Genomic DNA, 12,376 nt, shown 5'->3' with positions numbered 1-12,376 from the left:
CAGACGGCCTTCCGCCGATCCACCCGCAGGACGGGCACCAATACCACCACACCGCTCACGACAGACGGCCCTGCAGGTATCCCTTCCGGCGCGGATCAGGCGCCGGATGTCTCGGTGGGCCCGTGGCCCAGCACCCGGATGATGACCGGCAGCACGAAATGGTCAAAGCAGGTGCGGTCCGGGTTGAAGGCGCCGGGCCGCCCGACGCCGCCGCATTCCTCGCAATCCTCAAGCGTGCCCCAACAGTTCGGACAGGCGCCAAGCGCGCAGGCCAGCATCTCCGCGTGATCGATCAACAGCTCGTTCTCGCGCTCCAGCCGCTGCAGCGCGGCCCAGCTGGGCCGGTCGGCGGTGCCGGTGGTCTGCATCCGCGCCATCGCCCGCCCGACCGACGCGCCGGGCGCCGGGTCCGCGCCCAGCATCCGCAGGGCGGCCAGCATGTCCTGGAATTCCGCGGTGTCCTTGTCCTTCATCGCCTGTCCCCCGTGCGGACGATCCGTTCGTCCTGTGCATCGTGATTCGCATGCTGCCGTGAAAGCGGCGTGAAAGGATCAGTCCCGTCGCGGTTCGGTCGGCAGGACCGGCACGGGGACGTCTGTCGCCCCCTGCGCCAGCCGGATGATCGCCGCGCGGCTGTCGGGCCGCGCCCCGTCGGCCAAGTGTCCGGCCAACCAGCGTGTCGCCTGAGGGGCCGCCATCGAGCTGCCGCTCATCACGGCAAAGCTGCCGCTGGTGCGGCCACGCACGATCATGCCGGGCCGGGCCTGCGACCGGTCCACGCAGGCCAAGAGATCACCGCCCTGCGCCGCCCCGATCAACGAGGCATAGGCCAGCCCCCGCCCGCACCGGTCCACCGCGCCAACCCGCAGGCCGTGCCGCCCCGTCGCATAGGCGTTCACCGTGTCCGCCCGCTGCACCCGCGCGGGGCCGGCGGTCTGCGGGTCCAGCAGGACGGGAAACCCCCGGGCGTCCATGTCGGCATAGGCGGGCTGGGACAGCCAGCTTTGCCGCGCCTCTCGCGGGAAACCGCGCAGGACGTCGTCGCGCTGGACCGACACCGCGTGATCGCCGTCCCCCTGCACCAGCGCCAGCCCCCACCGGCCGGGCGGCGCCCAGCTGTCGCCCGCGGCGGCGGGGCAGGTCGGCGCCATGATCAGCGTCATGCATTCGCGCCAGCCGTCGGGATGCGGCATCACCCGATAGAACGCCCGGCCCAGATCGCGCCCCCGCCCGTCGCGCAGCATGCTGGACTGGTTCGGGGCGCAAAAGCGGGTCCGGGCCTCGGTCCCGCCGGGTGGCGTCAGCCCGATCCGCATGGGCCAGTCCGGTCGCGTGGGACGGACCGGCCCCCAGATCTCCAGCGGGGTCTGGGTCGCGTCGTCGGGCGGCAGTTGCCATCCGATCCTGCCCTGGGGACGCAGGGTCGCGCGCAGGCGCGCCATGCGATGATTGCCGGTCGGCAGCACCGCATGCACCGGCCCCAGCCCGGTGGACGCATGGGTCGCCAGCGCATCCAGAAAGCGTTCCAGCAGGCCCGTGCCGTCGCGCGGCCCCGCCGTCAGCCCCAGGCTGAGGTTCAGCACCACGGGCAGGCGCACGCTGTCCACGGGCAGGCCATGCGCGGCCTCGACCTGGCGGCACAGCATCCGGGCGCGGGTGATGACGAAGACGATGGCGGCCAGCAGCGGGTCCTGGGCCAGCGTGGCCGAGGTGTCCGCGATCACCCCGGGGGCCAGCGTCACCCCGATCACCGGATGATTGCGGGCACGCGGATCGTCCGGCGCAAAGCCCGCGGCCAACAGCGCCACCGCCGCGCCGTGACCCGCGGCAAAGGCCGCGCTGTGCGTCGTGCGGCGGTCCATCGCCACGACCCCGGCCCTGCGATAGACCGCATCCTCGGCCGCGATCGCACCCGATTCCAGTCCCGCCAGCCAGCCGCCGATCCTGTCGCCCCGCAGCTCGATTCCCCATGGTAGGTCGCGGCCCGGACCGTCGGGATCGACGCGGGCATCCTGGACCCACAGCGACGCCACCCGCGACAGCGCCCCGGGCAGGCGCAGGTGCTGATGTGCGAACGGAATGGCATCGTCGATGACGGCGATGATGCAGCCCCGGTCCGGGTCCGGCAGCGCGCTCGCAGCCATCAGCGGACCGGCGCCTGCAGGGGCCGGGTCACGGTTCACCGCGTCCGGGTGCAGGACCGCGGATGGCAGGAACCAGGACCGATCCATCCGCCCGAACGCCTGCGCCATCAGCGTGGGAAGGTCGGGCGCGGATGTGGGCGGTGTCGCCCGGTGTCGCCGGCACCATTCAACCAGCGCGGGCGACAGCCCCGCCGGGGCGGGACCCGGGGTGGTCCATGCGGCTGTCAGCTCCACCGGTCCGCCCGTTCGTCCCGGGCGCGCGCGACCAGCGTGGCCCATAACGGCGCGGGGCGCGGGGTCAGTGCAGGTCCCCGCAGCCTTGTGGCGGGATCGGCGTCGTCCAGCATCTCGGCCAGGATGCCATAGTGGAAATCGCGCACGGCCCCGCCGTCGTGATAGAGCCGCCCGTCGAACTGCGCCCCGTGGGCGGTCGCGGCCGGATCGGCGCGGGCCAGCATGTAATGCGCCAGCTGCAACCCCAACACCGCCCCCGCGGCGCTGTCGGCGGGGAAATGCACGCCGGCCACCGTCCGGTTCACCGCGATGCGACAGGCCAGTCGGAACAGCGGGTCGTCGGCCTGCAGCGGCGCCCGTGGGTCGTCCAGCCGCGTCAGCAGCGTGGCCAGGCAAAAGGCCTGGGTCGCATGGCCACTGGGCAGGGTGGGATGGCTGGGACAGGCGATCATCGGCTGGATCAGGTCGCTGAACTGCGTGGGACGCGGACAGGCCAACGCCAGCTTGAGACGCATGACCGCGGCGGTGGTCAGGTCCATCGCGCGGGCCAGCATCTCCAGCGTGGCGGGGTTCCGCGACGGCTCCAGGGGGCGGATCGCGGCAAAGAACGGCATCAGGCCGTGGGTCTGGACCTCGATCTCGGGGGCGCGGTCGGGGCGCAGTTCGGCGTAATGCCCGACCATCGCCGCAGCCTCGCGGAACTGCACCAGATCGGGCCGGTCGATCCGCACCAGCGAGGCGCAGGTTCCGTCCGCCTGGCGGCACAGCAGGCTGGCGGATGATGCACCGGCGACCCCGTCATCGGCCGACAGGGGCAGATCCTCGGACAGTTCCGCCAACAGGATTGCGGCGCGGTGGTCCGGGTCCAGCCGCGCCAGCCGCGCACCCGGCGCCAGCATGGCGGGGGAACCGCCCCGGCCCTGCGGATCCTCAATCCCCGCGATCGCATCGCGCGTTCGCATCAGGGCAAGGGACAAAAGCGCCCCCTGGCCGTCCGGCATGTCGTCGGACTTGGCATGCTTGGCATGTTTGGCGTGGAACAGGGACATGATGCACCAGGGAAAACAGGAACGGGTGACCCGATTAATCTATCACACGAAGCCGTGATTGGATAACCTTTTGCAAATCGCCCTTTGGGACAACGCCATGGACCGTCTGACCCTGCACCTGATCGGTCCGGTCGAGATGACCGGCCCGGGCAACCGCCGTCTGACGCCGCGGGGCATGCGAGCCCGGGGGGCGCTGGCGGTACTGGGCACGGCCCGGGGTCTGCGCGTCACGCGGGCGCGGCTGCAGGACCTGCTGTTCAGCGACCGCGACCCCGATCACGGCAATGCCAGCCTACGCCAGCTGCTGAGAGAGATCCGCCAGGGCCTTGGCCCCGCCCGCGACGCGCTGGTCACGGGGCCGGGCTGGGTCGGGCTGGACCCCGACCGGGTGCAGGTGGATCTGGCCGCCCGCCCTGGTCCCGACGGCCAGATGCCCGAATTCGCGGCCGACCTGGACATTCCCGACCCCGAGTTCGAGGACTGGCTGCGCGATGCGCGCCAGACCGCGGCCGCCCGCACGCCCCAGGTCGCCACGGCGGATGCGCTGCCCGACTTGCTGCTGTCCGATCCGGTGTCCATCGGGCAGGATGCGATGGTGCTTGCCACGATGATCCTGTCCGAGGCCGCGGGCAGGGCCGCAGACCTACTGCCCATCGCGGTCCTTTCGCCGGGGGCTGCGCCGCGGGGGGCCTATGTGCGGGTATCGTCGATGGCGAACGTGCAGGGCGGCGTCTTCAGCCTGCTGGTGCGGCTGATCCACCAGCCGTCGGGCCGGGTGATGTGGTCACAGAGGTTGACGGCGCCGCTGGCCGGCCTGGACGGACGGTTGGACGACCTGGCCGCGCGCTGTTGCCTGGGGATGCTGCAGGTGCTGGACCAGGGGCGGGCGCTTGGGGCGGCGATGGGAATCTCGTTCGCGGACGTGTTCAGCTTTTCCGCGTCCCGTCTGGCGCGTGCCGATCAGGTCCTGGCGCAGCTGGGCGACAGCATCACCCCGGCAGTGACCTTGTCGCTGCGCGCCTGGATCCGCACGACCCACGCCTTTGAACGCCTGACCCCCGATCCCCGCCAGGCCATCGCCGAGGCGGCAGAGCTTGCCGCCCGCGCCCGTCGGGCCGCGCCCTTCCACGCCACCGCCCTGGCCGTGCAATCGGTGGTCGAGGCCTATCTGGACCGCGACCAGATCGCCTTCGACCTGTCGCGCCAGGCCGTGCTGGCCGATCCGGGCAACCCCCTGGCGCGGCTGGCCCATTCCCGCGCGCTGGCCGGTGTCGACCGCTTTGCCGATTCCGCGGCGCAGGCGCGGGCCGGGCTGGACCAGGCGCTGTCCAGCCTGAATCCCGCCAATTGGCACTTGGGAATCGGGGTGGCGATGATGCGCGCGGGCGATCTGTCCGCCGCCACCCGCCACCTGGAGGCCGTGCACCGCTTTGCCCCCGACAACCGCCCTGCCCTGCGCTTCCTGGCCGCCCTGCGATACGCGCAGCGCGACGAGGAAGGCGCCGTCCGCGCCCTGCTGGCCCTGCGCAGGCTGGAGCCGGATTTCAGCCTGGATCTGATGGGCAGCGACGGATACCCGGTGGACAGCCTGCGCAGGCTGGGCCTGCTGCAGGTCGCAGGATCCCGGCTGATCTAGCGCAGCGCGGCCAGCAGCGCGCCGTGCAGGCGCGAGCCTGCCACGATCAGCCCGTCCACCTGCGCGGCCTCGCTGTTGAACCGCATCGGCTGGCCCCGCCGGTCGGTCACGCGCGCGCCTGCGCGTTCCGCGATCAGCGCCCCGGCGGCGATGTCCCATTCCCACGCCGCGCGCAGCGACAGCGCCGCGTCGAACCGTCCCTCGGCCGCAAGGCACAGCCGCCACGCCAGCGACGACCGGAACTCGCGCCGGAATCCGGGCATGCCGCTGTGCCAGTTCGGTGCATCGGCCACCGCGCGATAGGTCAGCACCCGTGCGCCCTCGATCGCTGCATCGGTCGGGGCGATGGGGGCGCCGTTCAGCGTGGCGGGGCCGTCGACATAGGCAGCATAGGTCAGGTCCAGCACCGGCAGGTGGACGACCGCGGCCACGATCCGGTCGCCCCGTGCCACGGCCAGCGAATGGGAAAACCCGTCCTGCCCGTCGATGAAGGCGCGGGTGCCGTCGATCGGGTCGATGATGAAGCAATGTTCGGCGTCAAGGCGGGCGGGGTCGGCCTCGGATTCCTCGGACAGCCAGCCGTAATCGGGGCGCGCGGCGGTCAGGGTCGCGTGCAGGGCGTCGTTGACCGCCAGGTCGGCCTCGGTGACCGGGCCCGCGCCGCCGCCCTTGTCCCAGGCCTGCGGATCGCGCCGCCAGAACCGCAGGGCGATCCGCCCCGCGTCCCGCGCGGCTGCGGTCAGCAGGTCCAGGTCGGCCTCAGCCCCCGGCAACGGTCATGCCTTGGACCAGCAGGCTGGGCACCTCGGTTCCGCGCCACGGCAGGGCGTCGTCGGCGGCCTCCAGCGTCATCAGCATGTCGCGCAGGTTGCCCGCGATGGTGCATTCGTTCACCGGCCAGGCGATGCGGCCGTCCTGAACCCAGAACCCGGCCGCGCCGCGGGAATAATCGCCCGTGGTGCCATTCACCGACGCCCCCAGCATCGACGTCACGATCAGGCCGGTGCCCATCCGTTCGATCAGGTCCTGGCGGCTGACGCGCCCCGGCGTCAGGATGACGTTGCTGTGGCTGGGGGAGGGGCTGGAGGCCAGCCCCCGCGCCGCCGATGCGGTGCTGTCCATGCCCAGCTTGCGCGCCGTGGCCAGGTCCAGCGTCCAGCCCTGCAGCACGCCGTCGGCCACGATCATCCGCGCCCGCGTGGGCAGTCCCTCGGCGTCGAAGGGGCGCGACGAGGGATAGCGCGGGCGCAGCGGATCCTCGGCCAGGTCCATCCCGGCGGGCAGGACGGGCTGGCCCAGGTCGCGCCGCAGCCAGCTGGCCCCGCGCGCGATGGACGACCCGTTCACCGCCGACAGCAGATGGCCGATCAGCGAGGCCGACACGCGGCGGTCATAAAGGATGGGATAGGCGCCCGTCGGCGGCTTGCGCCCGCCTGCGCGGGCCAGCGTGCGTTCCGCGGCCAGGGCGCCGATCTCCTCGGGGGTGGGCAGGTCGGCGGCGAAGGTGCGGGATTCGCCCGCATAATCGCGCTCCATCCGCAGCCCCTCGCCGGTGATCGCCACGACCGACAGCGAATGCCCGGTCCGGGCATAGCCGCCCGAAAACCCGTTCGACGCGGCCAGCCACATGCGCCGCTGGCTGTAGCTGGCATTGGCCGCCTCGACCTGAGAGATCCCCGCCACGTCCAGCGCCGCGGCCTCGGCGCGCTGCGCCAGGTCCTGCAGGTGCTGGGGTTCGGGTTCGGGCGCGTCGTCGGCCAGTTCAAGGCCGACGACGTCGCGATGGCGCGCCAGCTGGCCGGGATCGGCCAGGCCCAGATGATCGTCCACCGGCGCCTCGCGCGCCATGGCGACGGCGCGGGCGGCCATCTCGACGATGGCGGCGTCGCGGTGGTCGGACGACGACACCGCCGCCTGGCGCCCGCCCACCAGCACGCGCAGCCCGATCTCCAGCCCTTCGGCGCGTTCGGCCTGTTCCAGCGCGCGGGCCCGCATGTCGATGCTGACGGACCGCCCGTCGACGGCCAGCGCGTCGGCCTGGTCGGCCCCGGCACGGCGCGCGGCATCGATCAGCGCCTCGGACAGGCGCTGAAGGCGAAGGGGGTCGGCGGCGTCGGTCATGCAGGCCTCACAGGCGAAAGGATCAGGCCGGGACGGATGCCCCGGCCCGCTGTCAAGGGATGCGGATCACTGGATCTGCTGGCCGTTGGCAAAGATCGCGCCACCCTCGCGGAACTCGATCTCGGTCTGCAGCTGGTCGGGGTTGCCCTCGACCGGGCGGGCGAACATCGCCATCATCATGCGCGGACCCATCAGCTGCTCCTGCGGCACGACGCCCATCGCGACCAGCGTGTCCAGCAGGCCGTTGATGCCGCCGAACGTGCCCTCGATCTTGCCCAGGGGCTGGCTGGGATCCTCGCCGAAGGTCAGCGCACCGGACAGGTCGGCGGTGGCGCCCACGGCGTCCAGGGCCAGTTCCTTGATGGTCAGGCTGCGCGGCTGCAGGGGCATGGGCGCGGCGCCGTCCGGACCGGGCTCCACCGGCTGCGGAAAGTCGGGATCCATGAAGTTCTGCGTCAGCAGGGCCGTCCCTTCCAGGTCGATGGTCAGGCTGGCCGGATCGCGCGGCAGCGCCGCCTCGGGGTCCAGCGCCTGCCAGATCGCGTCGTCCAGAGTCAGCCCGTCCAGCACATAGGTCAACGCAAAGGGCTGTTCCTGGTCGGATGCCACGATCGGCATGGCCAGCCGGAACCGGTTCTCCGCCGCGCCATAGGCGATCGGGAAGGGCATGCCCGTGGCGGTCAGGTTGGTCGTCATGTCCGTCAGCCCCCCCTCGTAGGACAGGCCGTCCTTGGAGATGCCGACGGCCAGCGTGCCGCTTGCCGCCTGAAAGCTGCCTTCGGAATCGTTGCGGCTGCCATCCGCGGTCAGGGTGCTGGCGGTGAAGCTGCCGCTGGTCGCGCCCATCGCAAAGCTGCCCTTGCCGCCAAAGCCCGCCTGCAGCGCCTGCGTGGGCTGGCTGCCAAAGTTGACCTCGCCCGCAGGACTGGTGCCGTCGCCCTGCATGGTCAGGTCGGCGATGGTGATCGTGGCCTGGAAATCATCGGTCTCTGCGGTGGCCGCCGGGGCGTCGGGCGCCTCGGATGCCTCCGGCGCGTCGGTGGCGTCGGGCGCGGTTTCAGGCGCATCTGTGGCGGCAAGCGACGGCCCCGAGGCGGTGATCTGCGCCTCCAGCGCATCGGCGCGACCCTCGAAGGTCTGGGTGCTGGCGCCGTCGGCGGCGGTGGTGACGGTCTGGCTGCCGGTGACGCCGGTCAGCGTGGCGGTCAGCGGAACCTCGTTCCGGTCGTCCAGCGCGCGGCCCGACATGGTCAGCGTGGGCATGGTCACGTCATGGGTCAGCACCTCGGGCGTGCCCGAGCTGATCGTCTCGTTGCCGGGGGCGTCCATGGTCATGGAAAAGCCCACGGCCTCGTCGTCGCCCTCGGGCACGGCGCTGCTCTCCAGCGTCATCTGGCCGCCCACGACCGACCGCACGGTGCCGTCGCCGACCGCGGTCAGCACGATTTCGGGCAGGGTCAGGATCATGTCCGGGGCATCGGCCTCTCCGTCGACGGTCAGGACCACGTCGGTCAGGGTGATCGCCTCGTCCGAGGCATCCTCGGACCCGACCTGGACCGCATAGCCCATCTGTTCATAGCTGTCCTGCAGGCTCTGCCAGACTTCGGCGGGGGTGACGTCTGCAAGGGCCGGGCCCGCGCCCAGGATCAGCGCAAGCGCCGAGGTTGCAAGGGGACGGTTCATGGCGGATACCTTTCGCAAACCTGAAATCGGGGGGATTCCTGACACAGTGCCGCCGAAAGGGAAAGGGAACAAGTCGTGATCCGCAGCCACCACCGGGACGGCCTGTCCCTGCTGACGATCGACCGCCCCGACAAGGCGAACGCCCTGACCGCCGACATGCTGCGCGACCTGCGCGCGGGTGTGGCGCAGGCCCTGGACAGCGGCGCGCGGGCGCTGATCCTGACCGGGGCGGGCCGGGTCTTTTCGGCCGGCGCGGACCTGGACCAGGCCCGCGCCGGCCTGGCCACGGCCCCCGAATGGGAGGATCTGTCCGCCGCGCTGGCCGCCCTGCCCTGCCTGACCGTCGCCGCGCTGAACGGGTCGCTGGCCGGGGGCGCCTTCGGCATGGCGCTGGCCTGCGACATCCGCCTGGCGGTGCCCGATGCAAGGTTCTTCTATCCGGTGATGCGGCTGGGCTTTCTGCCGCAGCCAAGCGACCCGGCCCGCCTGGTGGCGCTGGTGGGGCCCGCGCGGGCGCGGATGATCCTGATGGCCGGCGCCCGGATCCACGCGCCCGAGGCGCTGGCCTGGGGCCTGGTCGACCGCATCCTGCCCGCGCCCGACCTGATGGAGGCCGCGCGCGCCCTGGCCACCGATGCCTTGGCCGCCGACCCCGCCCATGTCGCCACGATCAAGGCGATGACGCAGCCTTCGCGCGCTTGATCGTGGTCCCCGGACCCGTCATGGAACGAAGTTCCCCGCCCGCCGTTGCGCCAGCAGGGCTTGTTCCGCGGTGCTGCGGCCTGCCGCATCTTTGTCCTTTTCTGCCACCGCCCCGCTTGCGGATCGCATTGCCAGATCGCAGGTAACGTCCAAGAACCTATGGAGATTTCCCGTGCGCACGCTTGTCCTGACCGCCGCCCTTGCCCTGACCACCGCCCTGCCCGCCGCGGCCGACACGATCCGCGTCGGCATGTCCGGCGGCTATTTCCCCTTCACCTTCACCCGTGCGGATGAACTGCAGGGCTTCGAGGTGGATTTCCTGAACGCCATCGCCGAAGAGACCGGCGACGAGGTCGAATTCGTCACGATGTCCTTTTCGGGCCTGATCGGCGCGCTGGAATCGAACCGCATCGACACCATCGCCAACCAGATCACCATCACCCCCGAACGCGAGGCGGCATTCGCCTTCACCCAGCCCTATGTCTATGACGGCGCCCAGATCGTCACGCGCGAGGGCAACCCGGCCGCGATCGAGGGGCCGGATAGCCTGGACGGCAAGACGGTCGCGGTGAACCTGGGGTCGAACTTCGAACAGCTGCTGCGCGAACTGCCCAATGCCGACCAGATCGACATCCGCACCTATGAAAGCAACATCGAACAGGACACGGCGCTGGGCCGGGTCGACGCCTTCGTCATGGACCGCGTGTCCTCGGCCCAGGTGATCGCGCAGAGCCCGCTGCCGCTGGAACTGGCCGGAGAGCCCTTCTCGGAGATCAGGAACGCCCTGCCATTCCGCAAAGACGAGGCCGGTCAGGCGCTGCGCGACCGCGTTGACGCGGCCATCACCACCCTGAAGGAGAACGGCACCCTGGCCGAGATCTCTCAGAAATGGCTGGATGCCGACGTGACGCAGCCCGTGTCGCAGTAACATGCGGCCTCTGGACACCGCCTACATGTGGGACCTGGTCCCGGTCATCGCCGGCTATGTGCCGCTGACGCTGTTCATGGCGATCGTCGCGATGGTGGCGGCGCTGACCCTGGGGTCGGCGCTGGCCATCGTGCGCGTGCTGCGCGTGCCGGTCCTGGACCGCATCGTGGCGGTGTTCATCAGCTTCTTCCGCGGCACGCCGCTGCTGGTGCAGCTGTTCCTGTTCTATTTCGGCTTGCCCCAGATCGTGCCTGCGATGACCGGCATCGACGGCGTCACCGCCGCGATCATCGGCCTGACGCTGCATTTCTCGGCCTATATGGCCGAAAGCATCCGCGGCGCCATCCTGGGCGTCGACCGCAGCCAGTGGGAGGCGGCAGCCTCCATCGGCATGACCCAGGGACAGCTTCTGCGCCGGATCATCCTGCCCCAGGCTGCGCGGACCGCGGCGCCAACGCTGATGAACTATTTCATCGACATGATCAAAAGCACCTCGCTGGCCTTCACCCTGGGGGTGACCGAGATGATGGGCGCCGCCCAGAAGGAGGCCGCAGGCAGCTTTCTGTACCTGGAGGCGTTCCTGGTGGTCGCGCTGTTCTATTGGGTGATCGTCGAAACCCTGTCGGTCGGCCAGCGCCGGCTGGAATCCAGCCTTGGAAAGGCCGTCGCACGATGAGCTGTCAGATCGAGATCACCGGACTGGTCAAGTGCTTTGGCGACAACACGGTTCTGGACGGCATCGACCTGTGCCTGGAGCCGGGGGAACGCGTGGCGATCATCGGGCCGTCTGGAACTGGGAAATCGACACTGCTGCGCTGCCTGAACTGGCTGGACACGCCCGATCAGGGCACGATCCGCATGGGCGACGTGACGGTCGATGCCGCACGCGCGACCAAGGCGCAGATCCTGGGCCTGCGGCGGCGGACGGGGTTCGTGTTCCAGAACTATGCGCTGTTCGCCAACAAGACCGCCCGCGGCAACGTCACCGAAGGGCTGACCACCGTGCGCGGCTGGTCCGCCGACAAGGCGCGGGCGCGGGCGGATGACATTCTGACCCAGATCGGCTTGGCGGATCGGGGCGACAGCTATCCGGCGGCCATGTCCGGCGGTCAGCAGCAGCGTGTCGGCATCGGTCGCGCGATGGCGTTGGACGCCGACCTGATGCTGTTCGACGAACCGACCAGCGCGTTGGACCCCGAATGGGTGGGCGAGGTTCTGGACCTGATCCGCCGCATTGCCGACGGACGCCAGACCATGCTGATCGTGACCCATGAAATGCAATTTGCCCGCGAAATCGCGGACAGGGTGGTCTTCATGGAAGGTGGGCGCATCGTGGAACAGGGGCCGCCTGCGCAGATCTTTGGCAATCCGCAGGACGACCGCACACGGGCCTTCTTGCGTCGTGTGGGCTGATTACAGCCCTGCGACTTGGAAATAGGCCTGCGTGCTGCGGTCATCGCTGAAGCCGATGCCGCTGGCGATGATGCAGCTGGTCTGATCATCGCGCGGCGCGACCAGCGTCCATGTCCCCAGCTGATCTGACCCCCACAGCTGGGTGCCTTGCACGCCGGTCATGTCGACGGGATGTTCCGCGAAATCCTGTTCCAACGTCGCGGCGATTTCTGCATCATCGGCGCAATAGGGTTGGTCGTCGACGGCCATTTCCGAAACCGGCATGGTCTGGATATCCTCCACCAGGGCGGCAGGCTCAATGCCCTGCATCGCGCTCCAGCCCTGAACTGGCTGATTGGGGCTGGCCGACAACGCCGGCGTGACGCTGAGCAGCGCCACGACGCCGGCGCAGCCAAGGCGGGTGATGCGGTCTGCACGGGTCATGATGATAGCCTTTCTTGCGAATTCCCCAACAAAACGCGGTTTT

12 protein-coding genes are annotated in these 12,376 nt (G+C 70.4%); 5 read left to right on the top strand and 7 right to left on the bottom strand.

Going from position 1 to position 12,376, the window contains the following annotated elements; all coding sequences use genetic code 11:
- Positions 1-95 precede the first annotated feature (95 nt).
- From SY26_RS10835 to SY26_RS19930, 3 genes are all read right to left on the bottom strand, one after another.
- Complete coding sequence (locus tag SY26_RS10835; RefSeq protein WP_045981913.1) at positions 96-473, bottom strand: hypothetical protein; 378 nt, start codon at positions 471-473, stop codon at positions 96-98.
- A gap of 78 nt (positions 474-551) precedes the next feature.
- Positions 552-2,378 carry a hypothetical protein gene (locus SY26_RS10830; protein ID WP_046000519.1) on the bottom strand — a complete coding sequence of 609 codons (1,827 nt, stop codon included), beginning with the start codon at positions 2,376-2,378 and terminating at the stop codon, positions 552-554.
- Entirely contained in the window at positions 2,369-3,427 is a 1,059-nt protein-coding gene (locus SY26_RS19930) for a phosphatase PAP2 family protein (RefSeq protein WP_052715236.1), read from the bottom strand. Before SY26_RS19930 ends, SY26_RS10830 begins: the two co-directional genes overlap by 10 nt.
- A 97-nt stretch (positions 3,428-3,524) precedes the next feature.
- Between SY26_RS19930 and SY26_RS10820 the strand changes: the two genes are divergently transcribed.
- The gene (locus SY26_RS10820; RefSeq protein WP_046000844.1) at positions 3,525-5,063 is read left to right on the top strand and encodes a hypothetical protein; all 1,539 of its coding nucleotides are present in this window, start codon (positions 3,525-3,527) and stop codon (positions 5,061-5,063) included.
- On the opposite strand, the gene SY26_RS10815 is transcribed toward SY26_RS10820, so the two are convergent.
- The 3 genes from SY26_RS10815 to SY26_RS10805 form a co-directional block, all read right to left on the bottom strand.
- Positions 5,060-5,836, bottom strand: a complete 777-nt coding sequence (locus SY26_RS10815; RefSeq protein WP_046000518.1) for a 3'(2'),5'-bisphosphate nucleotidase CysQ — start codon at positions 5,834-5,836, stop codon at positions 5,060-5,062. The two genes, SY26_RS10820 and SY26_RS10815, sit on opposite strands and share 4 nt — an antisense overlap.
- Positions 5,823-7,184, bottom strand: coding sequence for a TldD/PmbA family protein (locus SY26_RS10810; RefSeq protein WP_046000517.1), 1,362 nt, complete (start codon positions 7,182-7,184; stop codon positions 5,823-5,825). Before SY26_RS10810 ends, SY26_RS10815 begins: the two co-directional genes overlap by 14 nt.
- Before the next feature lie 66 nt (positions 7,185-7,250).
- On the bottom strand, positions 7,251-8,867 hold the full coding sequence (locus SY26_RS10805; protein WP_046000516.1) for a DUF2125 domain-containing protein: 1,617 nt from the start codon (positions 8,865-8,867) through the stop codon (positions 7,251-7,253).
- Between the two features lie 75 nt (positions 8,868-8,942).
- On the opposite strand from SY26_RS10805, the gene SY26_RS10800 reads away from it, so the two are divergent.
- From SY26_RS10800 to SY26_RS10785, 4 genes are all read left to right on the top strand, one after another.
- Complete coding sequence (locus SY26_RS10800; RefSeq protein WP_046000515.1) at positions 8,943-9,569, top strand: enoyl-CoA hydratase/isomerase family protein; 627 nt, start codon at positions 8,943-8,945, stop codon at positions 9,567-9,569.
- A 172-nt stretch (positions 9,570-9,741) separates the two neighbouring features.
- Positions 9,742-10,497, top strand: coding sequence for an amino acid ABC transporter substrate-binding protein (locus SY26_RS10795; RefSeq protein ID WP_046000514.1), 756 nt, complete (start codon positions 9,742-9,744; stop codon positions 10,495-10,497).
- 1 nt (position 10,498) lies between these two features.
- Positions 10,499-11,173: an amino acid ABC transporter permease gene (locus SY26_RS10790; protein ID WP_045981920.1), complete on the top strand. Its 675-nt coding sequence runs from the start codon at positions 10,499-10,501 to the stop codon at positions 11,171-11,173.
- Positions 11,170-11,910, top strand: coding sequence for an amino acid ABC transporter ATP-binding protein (locus tag SY26_RS10785; RefSeq protein WP_046000513.1), 741 nt, complete (start codon positions 11,170-11,172; stop codon positions 11,908-11,910). The genes SY26_RS10790 and SY26_RS10785 overlap by 4 nt, the downstream gene beginning before the upstream one ends.
- Here SY26_RS10785 and SY26_RS10780 read toward each other — a convergent pair whose 3' ends face one another.
- Positions 11,911-12,333 (bottom strand): hypothetical protein, encoded by a 423-nt coding sequence (locus SY26_RS10780; protein WP_046000512.1) that lies wholly within the window; start codon positions 12,331-12,333, stop codon positions 11,911-11,913. It lies immediately after the preceding gene.
- Positions 12,334-12,376: the final 43 nt, after the last annotated feature.

Source organism: Paracoccus sp. 228, assembly GCF_000967825.1.
GTDB lineage: Bacteria > Pseudomonadota > Alphaproteobacteria > Rhodobacterales > Rhodobacteraceae > Paracoccus > Paracoccus marcusii.
The sequence above is the reverse complement of the archived record's forward strand: the minus strand, read 5'-3'. Positions and strand labels throughout refer to the sequence as shown.

Bases quoted from the DNA above. Each gene is read 5' to 3' on its own strand.
- SY26_RS10835 (WP_045981913.1), bottom strand. From the start codon at position 473: ATGAAGGACAAGGACACCGCGGAATTCCAGGACATGCTGGCCGCCCTG.
- SY26_RS19930 (WP_052715236.1), bottom strand. From the start codon at position 3,427: ATGTCCCTGTTCCACGCCAAACATGCCAAGCATGCCAAGTCCGACGAC.
- SY26_RS10820 (WP_046000844.1), top strand. From the start codon at position 3,525: ATGGACCGTCTGACCCTGCACCTGATCGGTCCGGTCGAGATGACCGGC.
- SY26_RS10810 (WP_046000517.1), bottom strand. From the start codon at position 7,184: ATGACCGACGCCGCCGACCCCCTTCGCCTTCAGCGCCTGTCCGAGGCG.
- SY26_RS10805 (WP_046000516.1), bottom strand. From the start codon at position 8,867: ATGAACCGTCCCCTTGCAACCTCGGCGCTTGCGCTGATCCTGGGCGCG.
- SY26_RS10790 (WP_045981920.1), top strand. From the start codon at position 10,499: ATGCGGCCTCTGGACACCGCCTACATGTGGGACCTGGTCCCGGTCATC.
- SY26_RS10785 (WP_046000513.1), top strand. From the start codon at position 11,170: ATGAGCTGTCAGATCGAGATCACCGGACTGGTCAAGTGCTTTGGCGAC.
- SY26_RS10780 (WP_046000512.1), bottom strand. From the start codon at position 12,333: ATGACCCGTGCAGACCGCATCACCCGCCTTGGCTGCGCCGGCGTCGTG.